Source organism: Niabella drilacis (assembly GCF_900101395.1).
In the GTDB taxonomy this organism is placed as follows: Bacteria; Bacteroidota; Bacteroidia; order Chitinophagales; family Chitinophagaceae; genus Niabella; species Niabella drilacis.
Genome location: NZ_FMZO01000024.1, coordinates 41,250 through 59,080, shown reverse-complemented (window position 1 = coordinate 59,080; position 17,831 = coordinate 41,250). Strand labels below are relative to the sequence as shown.

The window sequence follows — 17,831 nt, the reverse complement described above, 5'->3', positions numbered from 1 at the left end:
CGGCTGCACCTATGAAAAACGACTTAATTGTACCCATTTGCACCGGGTAGGTGCCGGACATTTGTGCAAACATGGGTGCAGCACCATCCCCGGCAAAACGATGCACTAATATCTGAATCCCATACGGAGGCGGTAAAATGCCATCCGCTGCGGCATTCTCATCAAATTCATATAACGCGTTATTAACCGTGGCCGCCACATAGTATTTTGCATCATTATCCTGGTCATCTGTATTCCGTTCATAAGAAATATTCGCATTATTCATGCTATACGATATATTTCCATAAATATGCTTTAAAGGCAGGTTGTATTGCCCCAGGTTGGCAAGATCATTATAGCCCCTTATTTCCTTGCGATCACTTTCAAAAATAACATTCATAATAACCGGCAGCCGTGGCCCGACCGGGGGCCGGAAGCCTATAATGGCACTGGTAGCTTTAAAGCATCCATACCGGTCGGTTTGCGCCACTACCCGCTGGCCCATGGGCCCCAGGATCTCTACCCTTACATCGGCCACCCCCTCATAGGCTATCCCACCATTTCCCCATTGTGTTTCTTCAACCGTTATCCGCCCACTCGGGTAATTTTCATCCGTATTCATACTGCAACCATTGTAGGTAACCGTAAACGGAGCCAGCCGGTTATCCGCAGGCAATAGCGGCGCCGGGTGATGGGGCGGTGGCGGCGGATCAATTGGCGGATCCGGTACAACAGGACAATACTCCCAGGGATCACAAGGATCATCCGGTCCCCCTTCACCCCCACCCGAATTGACGGAGAACGGGAACGCTTTTCCCGCTGCCTGGTAGGCAAGCGCTGCAGCGGGTGACTCCGGGTTAAGCAGGCAAACACTGTCTAATAATGTATAGGGACAGTTGGGCAGATCCCCTGCATTTTTGATGGGAAGGAATGTGTATAAGGTGGAATAATCCGGATCGCTTACATCCAATGAATCCGTTGCCAAAGGGAAGGGGTAAACAGGAATATGCTTATCCTCTATGGCCTGGTAATGCGCCGCCGTTACCGGTTTAAAAACCATATACAGGTGCGTTGGCTGGATAATAGGATCAGCCGTAAGCGAACGCGGACTTGTAATTTTACGCAGGTTGGTCATACTAAACACAAAATCGCCTTTTTTGTAGCTGGCGCCTTTTACGTTTTTCTTTTTTTCACTTAACGTATCGGCACCGTCCTTTTCATGAATGACTTTATTACATCCAACGTAAATAAAAAGAAAAAGCAACAGGAGGCCGGAAAAAGCAGTTAATTTTTTTTTTCATAAACAGCGGTTGGTTATTGGAGAACAGGTTATATAATAAAAATTCAAATCTAAGGTAGCCATAAAACCGGCACTTCCAAATTTTCCCCTGTTACGAATTTTAGGGACAAAAACCAAATAAACAGATTATAGTGGGAAGGTGCATTTCTGGTTTTCGCTATACTGCGACCTTGACAAATTCTGTTTTGGATAGTTCTACAATCTTTGATCATTGTTGATTCTTCTTTGTTTTCTCCAATTACAAAGGGATCTCCACTGTGTATTAAAACCGGGGGTCGATAAGAAGCAGCCGGTGTACAAAATTCTGGAGAAATTGTCCGGTCAAGGAAAGCTCAGACCCGGCAATGAATTATCCAAATGAGGGGATTATATAAAAAAAGAAAAGAAAGGATAGTTAGTGTATTCAGACAAATCAGCCGTGTATTAAATCCGGTAGATCAGTAAAATGGTTACCGGATTTTTTCATAAATATCCAATGCATTCAGGTTAAAGGAAGTTAGGTAAAAAGGCAAAAAATGAGTATTTCTAATACAAATAAAAAACATTATTTAACCAGTTCTTTGCAATGCTGCTTCAAACTCCTCCCTACTTAGCTTTATGATATCTTTTGCCGGATCAGCAATATTAACGGGTATTAAAAGAGAAAGAAAAATTCAAAAACAAGTAAAATTTATGCGTCCACCCTGGGCTTAAACTGAACTGCGGGCAATCATTAGTTTTTTTTAATATTAATTTACAACCCTTACCATTTTAGAATAAGTTTTACCACCATCTTTATCTACCTGTGCAATACGGATAAAATATTTGTCGCCCGTATTTTCGGCTAAACTATCTGTTCGTTTTGAGCAGGAAATAAACGTCATAAACAAAACAACCGAAACCATCAACAACTGTTTTTTATAACGATGCGCTACAGGCAACAGTAGAATAAGTAGAACAATGCCCAGCCCGGAAAAAGCAACTAACGCGCCCGAATCCGCTTCCCAGCTATATTGTAAGGTTGTACTGCTATTGCCGTCTTGGGCTTTGCTGGTAACCGTGGCTATGGTGGTAAAGTTTACGCCATCCTGCGAGGCTTCTATTTCAAAATGATCGTTATTGATTTCGGAAAGGGTTTGCCAGTTGACGGTAAGTTTATTGTTTTGGATAGAAGCTGATAGGGCGCCGAAGGATACGGGAAGGGAGATTAATTGTGTTTTTACAAAAAATCCACTAAAACCCCTAACATCAAAAGTTACTTCCCACCGTGCACTATTGGCATTCCAGATAATATTTGCATCAACAGGATTTATAGTTTCTATTGTGCCCGTGTAAGTGCCTGGTAAACCACTGCCATTAGTGCTTACACCACTTCTTTTCTCTATCAGTAAATTTGCTTTGCCGGCAGCATCAATTGCACTTGTTGGAAGTTTAACAGTATTTACCGCATTAAAATCTGTGAATTCCTGTTGTGTAAAATAAAGCGTAACTGTGCCACCATAGTCGTTTGGTTGATCGGCGGGTGTAATTTCATAATGGCGTTTTACAAACTGCGGATTTTGGGTATTATCAATCCATACTTTTGCAGTAACTGTATTCCTAACAGGGTTGGAACCATTTTGCATAATAGTACACACATTATGCAAACAATCGGAAAAATAATTCGTAATTGGTTGTTGAATTTTGGTAACGCTTATTGCAACATCGGAGAGCGCTGTAGAATTGGCACTTGTGCTACTTTCATACGCACCCATATCGTAGGTCTCCACACGGGCGTTACCTAATATATCCGTAGGCAGGGCGGGTGTGGGCGTAGTACCCATGTTGATGACGGGTGAGGAGCACGGAAAAAGTGCAAGGCCATCGTCGGCAGTCATCCAAATACCGTCAGAACCGGCAGGTGTGGTGGCGTTGACAAACAGAGGGTCGGTATCCAGATTACCCGTACCCGCATAACCACCCTGAATATCGGAATAGTTTATGATAGGTGTTGCGCCGCCAGAATTAGAAATACTGGCAATTAACCGCGCAGTATTACCATAAATAATAGAATTGGTAATAGTAGGGTAGGAGTAATTATAATTATACATAGCCCCGCCATTATCAGCCGCGGTATTGCCCGTAAATACACAATTGGTGATGGTTGGGCTAGCAGGCCTTGGGGAATAGCTTGAAGTGTTGTGTATGGCCCCTGCATGAGCGGCCGAGCTGTTGCCTGTAAATACACTATTGCTGATATTGGGACTGGAATTAGAATTATACATAGCCCCGCCTGAATTATACAAGGATTGATTGCCTGCAAATACGCAATTGCTGATAGTTGGATTGGAATTGCTATTATACATTCCCCCGCCATAAACTGCCTTATTATTGGCAAAAACACAATTTCTAATTGTTACCTGAGATGTGTAATTAGACATACCTCCACCATCGGCTGCAAAACCTCCATAACCATTGCTAATGGTGCAGCCGTCTAAAACCGCCGTGGCATCAAGGCTGGAGTTGCTAAATACGAGCTTATTACCTTGGCCATTGATTATGGTGGGGTTGGTTGCAAAATTGCGCTCACTAAGCTGCACTTCAGTACCTGCGAAGCCACCATAGATGGCTACCCCATTTTTCATTCCTAAGGTGGCGGCTGGTGTATAAGTACCTTTTTTAATCCATACCTCATCGCCGGGGGCCGATGCTGAAATCATAGCTGCAATATCGCCGCTGGCGTTTAACCAACTACTACCATTACCGGAGCCCGAAGGCGCCACATATCTTATAGTGGCATATCCCTGGCTGATGCACAGACAGCAAAACGCCAACAGGCATATTTTTCGTAGTAAAGCATTCTCCTGATTTTGAATAGTCATTTTGGCGTAATTTTTTTTCATCTTTTACTGATCTTTATTAAGGATTTTTGATAAAAATGTGCGGGTTATACATTTAAAAACAGTTTTTTAAGCTTTGTACGCCTTAATGTTCCCAAAGCTATTATGCAAAGCTACCTTAGTGCTTTGCCCTATTCAATCGTGAATTATAATGAGAAATGAGCCTTTTTATGATGTTATTGAGCGTGCTTATCATGAATATTCATGATATCAGTGCAGATAACCATTTACTTGCTACATTAGCATATACTTAGCAGTATGGTCAATACCATAAAATTTTTTATACTCATTTGCTTGCTTGCAGGTCACTATAATTACTTGCAAGCGCAAAACTATTTGCAACCAAATGCTGTGCAGGGAGAACCTCTTGGTGTAAAACAAGGTTTATCGCAGGGCATGATAAATTGCATATACCAGGATAAAGATGGCTTTATGTGGATATGTACTAAAGACGGCCTTAACCGCTACGATGGATACAACATTATTACATATAGAAACATTGCCAACGATGCATATAGCTTGCCTGATAACTACTGCAATGCAATAGCCGAAGATGAAAACGGTAATTTGTGGGTGGGTACCAATACCAAAGGCTTGTTTGTTTTTAATAAACAAACTGAAAGCTTTTATCCGGTACAGGTTATCAACAATAAAAAGGGAAATCTATGTATCAGGGAAATAAAATATGCTAACGGGAAACTTTTTCTAAAAACATGGACAGATGCGTTGATTTTAGATGTAAGTACTGTAAGACTTAAAAATAATGCCAGGGCAAGTGCTACAATACTGTTTAGCTATAACCAATGGCAACCCAATAAAAAATACAGGATAGATAATAATGTATATGCCCTCTATGGCTTGAGTGTTATGTCAAATCACTCCATTTGGGTGAGCTTTACAGATAGTATTTTTCATTTAACGCCTACCGCCGATTTTTCAAAATGGTCCGTCACTATATTTACTCCGGCGTTATTGGGTATTAAAGAAAATGGGAGGGGAGTGGTTTCTTTTTTTTCGCTACCAGGCGAGCCTGCCAATACGGTAATTGTTTATAAAAACCAAATCATCCATTTTAATGAAAACACCGGTAAGGTTTTATCTAAAAAAGCCATACCGGTTGCTAATCCTGCCAGTTTTAATAAATATTTCTTGCTAAATGACAGTAGTATCTGCAGTTTTAGCGATTCGCTGGTCTATATCTACCAGCCCCAATCTGGTAGTATAGTCGTTTCTGAAAGAAATAAAAGTTTACCAAAAGGAGCCATCATCTCATTTTTTACCGATGCCAGTGGCATACAGTGGTATGGAAGTTCGGGTTTTGGTATTGTTAAGATTGACCCTCATAAAAAACGATTTAAAAGTTTTAAACAGACGCATAGGGCAAATAATTTTTGGGCCCTGCCGCCTGTTTATACGCCCGGCATTGCACAGCAATTAAGAGACCATTACGGATTTAATTGGGTAGCTTTAGATAAGCAGGGAGTATATTGGGCTTATTTAAGAACCAGCATCAATAAACCGAATAGTTCTTTATTATCAAACAATACACATACCGGAACTATTACTACGCATCCGGGTTTACCAGACAATTACGTAGGGCAAAGCAATATATACAACGACCAGCAAGACAGGCTTTGGATATACTACCAAGATCGGGCTAATAAAAACTTTATAGCTCGGATGAATAAAACCACCGGAGCCGTGAGTGCCAGTTACAGCATACCTGATGATGTTGAATCGCCAGAACCTTTTGTATCACAATTTTACTTAGACCAGCAAGGTATTATTTGGCTCACTACCATTAATGGTTTGTATGCCTTTAATGAAATCCGAAATGAATGGAAGCATTGGAAAAATATTCCGGGTAATAGCAGCAGCCTGAGTGCCGACGGATTGTTGAGTATATGCGCAGACCCGAATGCACCCGAGAAATTTCTTTGGATTGGTACTGAAGGCGCAGGGTTGAATCGTTTCAACAAACAAGATGGCACCTGCTTACGCTTTGATGAAAAAGATGGACTGCCTAATAATGTGGCCTATTGCATACTTGCGGACAGCCTGAATAATTTATGGATTAGTACCAATAGAGGATTAAGCTGCTTTAACCCCGCACAAAAAATATTTAGGAATTTTACAGAAGAAGATGGTTTGCCTGGCAATGAATTTAACCGCTACTCAGCTATGAGGCTACAAAATGGGGAACTAATGTTTGGCGGTGTGGACGGGTTTGTTATTTTCAATCCAAAAGAAGTATTGCAAAAGCAGCCTGCATCTCCAATAACCTTTACCAACATTTCTATTTTTAATAAACCCATCCATTGGAAAACAGACAGCGCCAATTTAAATGCACCGGTTGGCTACGCAAATTCACTAACACTAAAACCAGGGCAAAATATTTTCAGCATCGGCTTTGCTACATTGGAGTATCGTAACAATGCAAAAAAAATGTATAAGTATAAATTAGATGGATTTGATAAAGACTGGACTAGCCCCAGCAGCAGAAATGAAGTAACTTATACCAATCTCTCGCCAGGAACTTATACATTTTATGTAATGGGCGCAAATACCGATGGGGTATGGAACGAAAAGCCTATCAATATGAAAATAGTTGTGTTGCCCCGATGGTACCAAACATTTTTGTTTAAGGTTACACTACTATTGCTGTTTGCAGCAGCATTATATGCCTTTTACCGTTATCGTTTAAAGCAAGGGTTGAAATTAGAAAAGCTCCGTAACCGCATTGCCCGTGATTTGCATGATGAGATTGGCAGCAATCTTAGCAGTATCTCTCTCTATGCAGCATCTGCACAAAAAATTACGACGGGTAATAAGAAGGCCGAAACCATTCTCTCAAAAATAAGTATTGGTACCAGTGAAATGATGGAAGCTATAAGTGATATAGTGTGGGCAGTAAACACCGGCAGCGACCATTTTGATGAGCTTGCTAACCGGATTCGTAGTTTTGCAGTACAGGTTACGGAGGCAAAGAATATTGAACTACGGTTTACTGATAACAAAGATATACCAGATATAACGCTCAATATGGAGCAGCGAAAAAATATTTACCTTATTTGCAAAGAAGCCATTAACAATGCCGTAAAATATTCCGGCTGTACGTTATTGGAAGTGCTGATCAGTAAAGAAAATCACCAACTGTGCATTAATATCCATGACAACGGAAAGGGTTTTGAATTGAGCAGTCTTGAATCACCTACTAACGCTCATTCATTTGGGGGCAATGGCATTAAGAACATGAAAAACAGGGCGGCAGAAATAAATTCTGTATTAGAGTTACATACATACCCAGATGCAGGCACAGGTGTTAAATTGATAACACCGGTATGAAAATCATGAGAATTAACGAGGGTATCTTAATATTCAGCGCTGTAATTTTGTAAAATGGACAAACGGATTGCAATTTTTGACGACAATAGTAAAAGAAGGGAAAGCCTTGAAATGCTGATTGAACTTACTGACGGCATGGCTTTTGCGGGCTCATTTCCTGATTGCAGTAATGTGATAAATGATATTGACATAAGCAATCCCGACCTGGTGCTGATGGATATTGATATGCCTAATGTGAATGGAATAGACGGTGTGATAATTATCCGAAAAAAATATCCGGATATTAAAATATTAATGCAAACGGTTTTTGAAGATGATGAAAAATTATTTGCCTGCATACGTGCAGGAGCTGATGGGTACATACTGAAAAAAGCACAGCCGCAGGAACTACTGAATGCAATTGAAGACGCACTAAAAGGCGGAGCCCCGATGACACCCAGTATTGCCCGGCAGGTGCTTCGTTTTGTTGGAAGTATCGAAAACAAAAAGCAAACCGAAGATTTTAACCTAACAGCCAGAGAAACTGAAATACTGTCTATGCTGGTACAGGGGCTTAGTTATAAAATGATAGCCAACCGCTGTTTTATATCTCTGCCAACCGTAAATTCCCATATTCAAAATATTTACGAAAAACTACAGGTGCATTCTGCCGTGGAGGCGGTAACTAAGGCTATTGGAAATAAAATAGTTTAAGGAGATTGGATTGCTATCAAAAACCTTTGCGCTTTATTCTATACTCTCGAGTTTATCCCTCCTGTGAGAATTTTAGAAAGCACATACCACGCCCTGGGATTATATGGAGTGAATTTTAAAGTCAGTGTGTCAGGGCACTTCCGACACTCGCGAGCTAATATTGTATTTGCAGGTATTATTATTGTAACTACCAAAGCATAGTTTAAATAGCATATGTTTTAAATATGCAATTCGTTGTTGTGCCCTACATGGGCCGGAATTAGATATGGTCAAAATATGGACGATTTGTACTGCTAAAATTCAACCAAATGTGCCGAATATCAGATGAACTCATATTATGTACCTGTACAGATGAAAATCAATCCACAGAAAGTCCATATACATGGAAATTGTATCGCCAACAGGAGTATATCGAACTGTTAGGGCGTTTTTTCCCATCTGCCCAATTACGGGCAGATATTATCCGGGATAATTATTCAACGCTGCTTTACAGATTAAATAGCGGTAATTGTTTTGATAAGGAAATACCCCTGGAAGACGGAGATGAGCTTAACTTGTTTTTAAATGTGCCGCTGAATAAAAAGAATAAACGTTACATCAATCGTAATGTTCAAGTCTTTAACCCCTACAGCCTTCTCCTGGAATATCGTTTTCGATTTGAATCGGGGAAATGGGAGCAAATGCCAAATCGATCCATGCAACTTGGAGCGCAGTATTGCAGCGGTGTTATCAAAGACCCATTTAAGGATAAAGGCCGTTCATCAGCGTTCCATTTTGGGAGGTAAGTCTCCACAGATCTCACCCGTAACAGGAAAATATGTATCTTTCAACTATCAATAAATAAGGTATAATCAAATGTTGTCCCTATGTTTACCCCAATAAAAAAAGACTCATACAACTGATTGATTTTCAATTATATGAGCCTTAATGTGGTGGTCCCACCTGGGCTCGAACCAGGGACCCTCTGATTATGAGTCAGATGCTCTAACCGACTGAGCTATAGGACCTTACGCATACGATTGCGCAATAATATTTTTTATTTTAAAGAACTCTTTTTCGGTCCACCTGATTATGAGTCAGATGCTCTGACCGGCTGCCCAATAGTTGCCGACTATTGTTGACAAAAAATACTTTAAGAGCAGCCGGGAACCACAGGGGTGGCCCGGGGGAGGGCGAAATTAAAGAAAATAGTTATTCCACAAACAGAAATACCCGATTTCCTACGGAAAAATTTATCGTTTTTCAAATAACCCCCGGTTATTAACCTAATTTTAACCCAAAGACAAATATATTTGCGCCAACTTAAAATATTTATGAAGAAAATAGTTCTATTCCTGGTTGCCTGCTTTTTGTTGGGTGGGGCGCTATATGCTCAGGTTGATACAACCGCTGCCGCAGCTGCGATGGCGGTGAACCCTCCGAAACCCAAAAAGAAAAAATATGATCTTACAAAACGGGCAAATGATCATTTTTTATTACAGTTGGGATATACGAATTGGACCAACCTGCCCGACAGTATCAAAACGGGTAACCTGCCCAGGAGCATTAATGCCTATTTTATGCTGGACTTTCCCTTCAAAAGCAATCAAAAGCTGAGTGCTGCTCTGGGGCTGGGCATAGGGTCAGATCATATGATGCTGGATAAAAACCTGAATTTTGTAAATGTAAGAGCAACAGGCGCAAGGATGCCGTTTAATGATACCACCCGCTTTGACGCAAAGAAAACAAAGCTTTCAACAGCCTACCTGGAAGCCCCGGTAGAACTGCGTTTTGTTTCAGATCCCGAGCATAGCGACAAGAGCTTTAAAGTGGCCCTGGGGTTCAAGTTCGGTACCATGATCAAGGCTTCAACCAGAACAAAAGTGATCCAGTCCAGCGGCGATTACCTGCTTAAGGAATCCAGCAAAAGATATTTTAATACAACAAGGATCGTTGGAACGGCCCGGGTAGGACTTGGACATTTTACCCTGTTTGGAACCTACCAGTTCACCAAGTTGCTGAAGGATGGTGTGGGACCGGAGATAAAACCGTACACGATCGGTCTTAGCTTTGGCGGGCTGTAGTTGTTTTTGAAACTTTTTGAGAAGCGGATCCGGACGGGTCCGCTTTTTTATTGTTGCACCCCGCTATTTCACTATCTTTCATAAAGTAATAGCATTTGTCAAAATATGTATATGAAAGAATGGATACGACTGCTTCCGAAAAAGCTGACAGGCTTAATAGTGCTGCTGCTGCCGCTGGCTTCCTTTGGATATGTAAAAAGAGACCTGCTTCAGAAACAGGGCAGTGTTCAGCAGTTAAAAAGCCTGTTACTGCCCCGGGAACAGTGGATCCCTTATCCCGCTTATAAAGACCGGACCGGCTGGGACCGGCTGATGGGGCACTATAAAAACGCATTTATTGAGCGGGGGAACACCGCGCTTTCCTATCAATGGAAAGTGATTAAAGCAACCGACTACCTGGAGTACGCGCGGAGCGGCTCCAGGGTTGTAATGGAAACCCCCTTTAATGATAACCTAACAGCGATCGTGAACCTGTTTGTTGCAGAACTGGCAGAGGGAAAAGGGCGGTACATGGACCAGCTGGCCAACGGTGTTTTTGCAACCTGCGAAATGACCTCCTGGTCGCTCTCGGCCCACCTGAGCCTGCAATCGAGCAAAATACTTTTCCCGGACCACCGGGAGCAGATCATCGATCTGGTAGCGGGCGACACCGGCTCGCTGTTTGCATGGATCTATTACTACTTTCATGACGGGTTCAAAAAGATTAACCCGCTGCTTGAACTGCGGCTGAAAAAGGAACTGGAAAGCCGCATCATCGAGCCGTATATGAAACGGGATGATTTTTGGTGGATGGCCCTCCGGTATAAGTCCGGAGACCTGGTAAATAACTGGAACCCCTGGTGCAACTCGAATGTGCTGCAAACCTATGCGCTTATTGAAGATGACCCGGAAAAGCTAGCCAGTGCCGTATACCGTACCATGACCTCGGTAGACCAGTTTATCAATTATACAAATGAGGATGGAGCCTGTGAGGAAGGCCCGTCCTACTGGGGGCATGCCGCCGGAAAATTGTATGATTATCTTCAGCTGCTTTATGATATGACCGGGGGAAAGATCTCCCTGTTTGGAGAGCCGATCATTAAAAATATGGGAACTTATATATCCCGCGCTTATGTAGGCAACGGCTGGGTGGTGAATTTTGCCGATGCTTCAGCTAAACTGAGCCCCGATGCCCCGCTGATTTACCGGTATGGCAGGGCGGTAAACAGTACTGAGATGATGCAGCTGGCTGCATTGCTTCAGAGCAGCAGCAAAGAACGGAATGCGCCCTCAGAGGGAAGGGATCTATACCGGTTGCTGCAATCGCTGCGTTTTGATGCTGCAATTGCCCGGAGCGAACCGGCGCATAACGTGCCGGCATATACCTGGTATCCGCAAACAGAAGTTTGTTATATGCGCGAAGGCGGAATGTTTTTTGCAGCCAAGGGCGGACATAACAATGAGAGTCATAATCACAATGATGTGGGATCATTCAACCTTTATATTGACAACACCCCGGTGCTGATAGATGCAGGTGTAGGTACCTACACCCGGCAAACGTTTGGCCCTGAACGCTACTCTATCTGGACAATGCAGAGCACTTATCACAATGTGCCGGAGAGCAACGGCTACGCACAAAAGAACGGGGCGGCCTATAAAGCCCGGGGTGCCCGTTTTGACCCGGCCGCAAAAACTTTTTCACTGGACCTGGCTGGTGCCTACCCGGAAGCGGCCGGTATAAAAACATGGAAACGTTCTTACCGGTTAAAAGCAGGCGGGCTGGAGATCCGCGACCAGTTCGTGATGACAAGGGCCGCAGAAAAGAACCGGCTTCATTTTCTCTGCCAGGGAACGGTAACAACGCCGGCTCCGGGGAAAATCGTCATCAGCCAGGGAAACCTCCGTTCACAACTACAGTATGAAGAACAGCTTTTTGATAGGACGGTGGACACTGTGAACCTGGACGACCGGCGTTTGTCGAACGTTTGGGGAAACCGGATTTACCGGATCACGCTCACCGCAAAGAAAGCTGCAGTTTCCGGCCGGTATATGTATACGATAAAAAGGCTCTGAGACGCAGTTTAAAACACAGCCTGTTATCTTTTTCACAGCTTACCGCAAGACCGGCGGCCGGCAGGTTTTTGCCGCCTCCGTCAATGGACCCCATTTTGCGTTTAACCAGCTCGCCGGCGGGAAAATTAAAAAGATGCATTCAGATCCAAACGGCTTCTGGTAGGATCAGGTACTTGTTGCATACTACCCGCATTAGCTTATAGCCGGGACAGGAACGCTGAGAAGGATGTGGGCTTTTGCAGAAGAGAGCAGCATCACACGGACACCCTATCCGGGATCAGAAACCGTGTTCCTCAAAATAAAGCAGTACATGGTCCTTCAGGAAATTTTCCTGCTCTATCGGGTTCATAACCGGCATTTGTTTTAACTGTTTAAAATGTGGCCAGCCATCTTTATCTTTTCCCTCAAAAGTATAATAACCGCTGGGCGTCAGCAAGCTGCAAACAGCCACGTGCATCAGCTCCTGCTTTTGTTCTTTCGAAAATTTTGGCTTTATCTGTCCGAATTCCTGGATGCCGATCAGGAATAAAAGGGTTTCCATATCCGGTTTTTTCCCGAAACGCTCTACCAGTTTTGCTTCCAGGCTCCACCAGCGCACCTGCAGATCATCACTCATTGTCATACTGCAAAAATACAGGGTTATTAAATACCTGTGTCCGGCCTTTTTACGGTGAAGAGCAACCCTTATCTTTGCAGCCCCAAAGGAGGGGTGTGCACACAATAGCGCCGGCTCCTTGGGAAAATAAAAACAAATCAGCATGAAAGCGTATAACTTTTTAATAAAGTACCGGTTACCCATCAGTATTATCTTATTAGTTGCGGGTGTATATGTGAATTATTCCGGCAGTTTTTGGCCGGCCTTTCCCCTGTACCTGGTCGGGGTTGTTCTTTTGTTCAGTCACTTCTTCTTTGGTCCCCTCCGGTTGATACAGGACTATATGGAAAATGGCGACCTGGACGGTGCTGAAAAAGTGCTGAATTCCGTTAAGTTCCCTAACCTGTTATATAAGCCTATCCGCTCTGTATATTATACACTGAAGGGGAATATTGCCATGAGCAAACAGGATTTTGACGGTGCTGAAACCATGATGAAAAAAGGACTGGACCTGGGAATGCCAATGAAAGAAGCAGAAGGCGCCAGCTTATTGCAAATGGGGATGCTGGCTATGCAAAAAGGCAATACCCGCCAGGGAGAGAGCTATATCCGCCAGGCGATCCGCAAAGGCCTGCCCGATAAAGAAAACGAAGCAGCCGCTTACCTGCAGATGTGCAGTATTATGATGAACAAAAGAGAGTTCAGGGCGGCCAAGGATTTTTTCCGTAAGGCCAAAGCCTGTAAGCCCACCACTCCACAGATCGTAAGCCAGATCAAGGAGATCGAAAAGTACATTTCCCGGATGCCGGGATAGGTGCGGTCAGTCACCCACGGTCGGTCTTCGGTCTTCAGTGGTCAGCCAACGGTTCTCAGTAATCGGCGACCAATCCCCGCTTTCCTGAGACAGTTTAACGCCAATCATTCAGCTATTGTGCCTTCAGGCAGTGCATAATCTGGAAATGTAAAAATGGAATATCCGGTATAAAAACGGATCAGAGGCGTGTCAGCAGTCAATACAGGATAGCACCCCAAACCTCAAACCTGGTTAAGCGGACAGCCGTTCTCAAAACTGAAAACTCCTATATTCGTTTTAAAGTTTCAGGTTCAGGGTTCAACGCTAAATCTGTTTAATGCGGTTGAACATTGTTTAAGGGGTGCTGATAACTGACAGTTAACTATTTTGGCGGCGGTTTCAGATTGATTTCCGGTTCCAGCGTCCAGTTGGCTTTGAAAGTAAGCTTCCGGTCCAGCGGCACGATGATCTCCGGCTGAATATGCTTGTCGAAATTTCCGGGATCCCATTTCCCGTTCCCGTTCCGGTCAAAAAGTATTTGCAACTCGTATTCACCGGGAGCATACAGGTCAATATCAAGGATATTGGTTCTGAGTGGAAATGCGTTTCTTAAGGATCCTCCCTGCGACATCAGCAGTACGGGGTGTACCGAAGTATCAAGGTTGTTAAAAGTGATCTGTGCCTGCCCGTATTCCTTACGTTCCATAGTGGCAAATTGCAAGGTATCAGGCTTAAGCAGCCCCCGGTCCAGGCTGTCAGAAGCAAAATCCTTTGGCAGGATCAGGTTATAGCGCGTGCCTTCCTTCCACTCAATGTTCATGGTAATGATCCTGCGGGTGCTGTCCAGTGTAAATTTATACCCGGTGGCGGGCGTATAGGTACTGTCTGTAGTGAGCACCATTTTTTCGGGGAAAAAATTCTTTAATGCACTTGGGAAGGTGAGCCGGACAGGCGCCAGCAGATCCTGTTTCCCCGACTGCAGGTTGCTCTGGAATTTCAGGCGTTTTTCCTTTTTATCCAGTTCCGGTTCCTCCTCTGTCCCGGAACCCTGTGCTTTCTCTTCTTCTGCATAAGCATAGAGCCGGACCGGCGGCGGCGGAGTGGGAGTTATTTCAATAGCGGAGTCCGCAAAAGCAAATACCTGTTGTTTGCTGGTATATATATAAGCGCCGCCCTCACTTTTGATGGCATAAAGCCGGTATGTGCCGGGGCGCAGGTAACGGAACAGGAAATTACCGCTGCTGTCGAGCCGGGCAATATAATCGGGATTCTGCTTATAAACCGCGCTGTCGTCCAGGTTGGAGTGCAGCATTACGGTTAAGGTAGAATCCGGCTTCACCGTTTGGGCCATCTTTACGTTACCGCTAAGCTGAAGGGAGTCAAAATAGTCACCCGTGGTTACCACGTAAAGCATATCCTTGGCCTTGTTACCCTCGGTTATATCTTTGATCACATTTGTGAAATTGAGCACATAGGTCGTGTTGGCCTTCAGCGTGTCTTTCAGCTTTACAGTAACCGTTTTTAACTTACGGTCTACCTGTGGTACCATTTTCGGCAGGGGCGACACCACGAGGTTCTGGTACACATCATTCAGTTCCACGTACTCATTAAAGTAAAAGACGATCTTTTTCTGATCAAAGTGTTTGCTCTCGTTGGGAGGATCTGCCCGAACGATCTGGGGGGGCAGGGAATCCCTGGGACCACCGCTGGGGGCAACGATATTGGCACATCCGCTGCCCGTGTAGATAAGCAGGAGTGCAGTTACGGCTGTGAAACATAAACCAATGAGGCGCTTTATTTGCATATGAATTGCAAACATAATTGCTTTTGCGGAAAATGGAACGACTGGCATGCTTAGTGATTGTTAATATGTACCAATTCTGAGCTTTCAGATGGGAGAATTGGGATATCCGGTATGAAAAGCCGGCGATCCGCCATCAGAAATCAGCTCTCAGCCGGCAAACTGACGGCTACCTGCCGGAGGCTGGAAATTGTTGCAGGTTTCTGTTTGTGGTCTGCCTTATATCTCAATTCTCAGGTCTCGGTGCTAAAACCAAGTTGTGTATCTTTGCAGGATGCAGTTTTCTTCCGGTTTATTGGAATCAGCGGTAAATGAGTTCGCAAAGCTCCCGGGTATTGGTAAAAAAACAGCGTTGAGACTGGTTTTGCACCTGTTACGACAGGAGCCCGGCACCGTTAGCCGGTTTAGTGAAACCATCGACCGCATGCGGAAGGAGATCTGCTTTTGCAAACGCTGTTTCAATGTGGCCGACGGTGATTTTTGTGCAGTTTGCGCTAATTCACACCGGCAGCAGCATACGATCTGCGTAGTAGAAACCATCCGGGACGTGATTGCGATCGAAAGTACCCAGCAGTACAATGGCACTTATCATGTGCTGGGTGGGGTCATTTCGCCGTTGGATGGTGTTGGCCCCGATCAGCTGAACATCGGATCCCTGCTGCACCGGGTAGAGCATGAAAGAACAGAGGAGCTTATTTTTGCCCTTAACCCCACGATCCAGGGCGATACAACCATTTATTATATTCAAAAGAAACTGCAGGACAGGCCGGTACGCATTACTACGATTGCCAGGGGCATAGCTTTTGGAGGTGAACTGGAATATGCAGATGAGTTAACGCTGGGCCGCAGCCTGCAAAACCGCCTGCCGGTGGAAAAATATATGAGCCGGTAAACGCATCCACCAGGTCCCGGATCACAACGTTCAGCAGTCCGTATCAGTTAAACGTTGCGATTGGCGGGGCGATGACCTTTAACACGGGATAGCTTTTGGGATTCTTTCGTAAATACCCCCCTCAGTCTCCCCGTTGTTCAAAAGCAGCTTCCGGCAGACCTGAGCAAATATAGGAGCTGTAAGCCGGGCTTTCTGCACTGAAAGCGGGTTGCTGATAACTGAAAGCTAAAAAACCGTACCTTTGCACCCGCAGGCGGATTTGTTTATTGTTCAGCCTGTTTAAAAATCTGAACTAATAAACGTTAGAATTCCCGCCAAAGATTTCCCACGTTTTTTTAGTTACAGATCCTTGTAATTCACAATTACATGCATTAAAATTTTGTACCATGAACAAAATAAAGGAACTGTTGCAGCAACGGATACTGGTACTGGATGGCGCCATGGGCACCATGATCCAGCGCTACCGGCTAACAGAAGCCGACTATCGCGGCGAGCGTTTTAAAGACTGGCATTCGGACGTAAAAGGCAATAATGACCTGCTCAGCATTACACGTCCGGATGTGATCAAAGCTATTCATAATGAGTACCTGGAGGCAGGTGCGGATATTGTTGAAACCAACACCTTCAGCTCCACTTCTATTGCCCAGGCGGATTATGATATGCAATCCCTGGCTTACGAATTAAATGTAGCTTCTGTAAAATGTGCGCGCGAAGCCATTGATGCATTTGCGGCGGCCCATCCCGGAGCCGGCCCCAGGTTTATTGCCGGTGCTGTTGGCCCGCTGAATAAGACGCTCTCTTTATCGCCTGATGTAAATAACCCCGGCTACAGGGCCGTCACCTTCGATGACGTGGTGGCGGCTTATATGGAGCAGATCCGCGGGTTGGTAGATGGCGGAGTGGATGTTTTACTGATCGAGACCATTTTTGATACGCTCAATGCCAAGGCGGCGATCTTCGCTGCAAAAAAGTTTTTCAGGGAGTACCCGGAAGCCGCAGTGCGGTTTGAGAACGGGAACGAAGGAGCGCCCATTATGATCAGTGGCACTATTACCGACGCATCCGGAAGAACGCTGAGCGGGCAAACCCTGGAGGCTTTTTATATTTCAGTGGCGCATGCCCGCCCTCTGAGCGTGGGATTGAATTGTGCACTGGGAGCAAAGGAAATGCGCCCGCATGTAAGCGAGCTGGCGCACCTGGCCGGTTGCTATGTGTCGGCCTATCCCAACGCAGGCCTGCCCAATGCAATGGGTGAATATGATGAACTGCCCGAGCAAACAGCAGCATTCCTCGAAGATTGGGCAAAGGAAGGCTATGTAAATATTGTAGGCGGATGCTGTGGCACCACCCCGGCACATATCGCAGCAATAGCCAAAGCCGTAAAAGGCGTGGAGCCGAGAGTGCTGCCGGTAGTGGAATATAGTTAAAAGAAAGGGGCTGAAAAGTCTTTCAGGGACCGA

General features: G+C 44.6%; 12 protein-coding genes and 1 tRNA gene. 8 read left to right on the top strand and 5 right to left on the bottom strand.

Annotated features, from left to right (window positions below):
- Positions 1-1,243, bottom strand: a 1,243-nt coding sequence (locus BLS44_RS24190) for a hypothetical protein (protein ID WP_143019914.1), incomplete at its 3' end; no start/stop codon positions are given.
- 764 nt (positions 1,244-2,007) lie between these two features.
- Positions 2,008-4,140 carry a choice-of-anchor Q domain-containing protein gene (locus BLS44_RS24185; protein WP_090393282.1) on the bottom strand — a complete coding sequence of 711 codons (2,133 nt, stop codon included), beginning with the start codon at positions 4,138-4,140 and terminating at the stop codon, positions 2,008-2,010.
- A 255-nt stretch (positions 4,141-4,395) separates the two neighbouring features.
- Here BLS44_RS24185 and BLS44_RS24180 point away from each other — a divergent pair, with 255 nt between their 5' ends.
- From BLS44_RS24180 to BLS44_RS24170, 3 genes are all read left to right on the top strand, one after another.
- On the top strand, positions 4,396-7,482 hold the full coding sequence (locus BLS44_RS24180; protein ID WP_090393280.1) for a ligand-binding sensor domain-containing protein: 3,087 nt from the start codon (positions 4,396-4,398) through the stop codon (positions 7,480-7,482).
- 54 nt (positions 7,483-7,536) lie between these two features.
- Positions 7,537-8,175, top strand: a complete 639-nt coding sequence (locus BLS44_RS24175; protein WP_090393279.1) for a response regulator — start codon at positions 7,537-7,539, stop codon at positions 8,173-8,175.
- Positions 8,176-8,483: 308 nt separating this feature from the next.
- Entirely contained in the window at positions 8,484-8,960 is a 477-nt protein-coding gene (locus BLS44_RS24170) for a hypothetical protein (protein ID WP_090393276.1), read from the top strand.
- 145 nt (positions 8,961-9,105) lie between these two features.
- On the opposite strand, the gene BLS44_RS24165 is transcribed toward BLS44_RS24170, so the two are convergent.
- Positions 9,106-9,182: transfer RNA gene (locus BLS44_RS24165), tRNA-Ile, on the bottom strand.
- Between the two features lie 306 nt (positions 9,183-9,488).
- On the opposite strand from BLS44_RS24165, the gene BLS44_RS24160 reads away from it, so the two are divergent.
- Positions 9,489-10,238, top strand: a complete 750-nt coding sequence (locus tag BLS44_RS24160) for an outer membrane beta-barrel protein (protein ID WP_090393274.1) — start codon at positions 9,489-9,491, stop codon at positions 10,236-10,238.
- A 111-nt stretch (positions 10,239-10,349) separates the two neighbouring features.
- Positions 10,350-12,290 carry a heparinase II/III domain-containing protein gene (locus tag BLS44_RS24155; RefSeq protein ID WP_090393302.1) on the top strand — a complete coding sequence of 647 codons (1,941 nt, stop codon included), beginning with the start codon at positions 10,350-10,352 and terminating at the stop codon, positions 12,288-12,290.
- A 277-nt stretch (positions 12,291-12,567) separates the two neighbouring features.
- Here BLS44_RS24155 and BLS44_RS24145 read toward each other — a convergent pair whose 3' ends face one another.
- Positions 12,568-12,912 (bottom strand): hypothetical protein, encoded by a 345-nt coding sequence (locus BLS44_RS24145; RefSeq protein ID WP_090393301.1) that lies wholly within the window; start codon positions 12,910-12,912, stop codon positions 12,568-12,570.
- 136 nt (positions 12,913-13,048) lie between these two features.
- On the opposite strand from BLS44_RS24145, the gene BLS44_RS24140 reads away from it, so the two are divergent.
- On the top strand, positions 13,049-13,699 hold the full coding sequence (locus BLS44_RS24140; protein ID WP_090393270.1) for a tetratricopeptide repeat protein: 651 nt from the start codon (positions 13,049-13,051) through the stop codon (positions 13,697-13,699).
- A gap of 361 nt (positions 13,700-14,060) precedes the next feature.
- Here BLS44_RS24140 and BLS44_RS24135 read toward each other — a convergent pair whose 3' ends face one another.
- Complete coding sequence (locus BLS44_RS24135; RefSeq protein WP_090393268.1) at positions 14,061-15,497, bottom strand: Ig-like domain-containing domain; 1,437 nt, start codon at positions 15,495-15,497, stop codon at positions 14,061-14,063.
- A 256-nt stretch (positions 15,498-15,753) separates the two neighbouring features.
- Between BLS44_RS24135 and recR the strand changes: the two genes are divergently transcribed.
- Both recR and BLS44_RS24125 read left to right on the top strand, forming a co-directional pair.
- Positions 15,754-16,371 carry a recombination mediator RecR gene (recR, locus tag BLS44_RS24130; protein WP_090393266.1) on the top strand — a complete coding sequence of 206 codons (618 nt, stop codon included), beginning with the start codon at positions 15,754-15,756 and terminating at the stop codon, positions 16,369-16,371.
- Between the two features lie 386 nt (positions 16,372-16,757).
- A complete protein-coding gene (locus tag BLS44_RS24125; protein WP_090393264.1) occupies positions 16,758-17,798 on the top strand; it encodes a homocysteine S-methyltransferase family protein in 1,041 nt (346 codons plus the stop codon).
- The last annotated feature ends 33 nt before the right edge of the window (positions 17,799-17,831 follow it).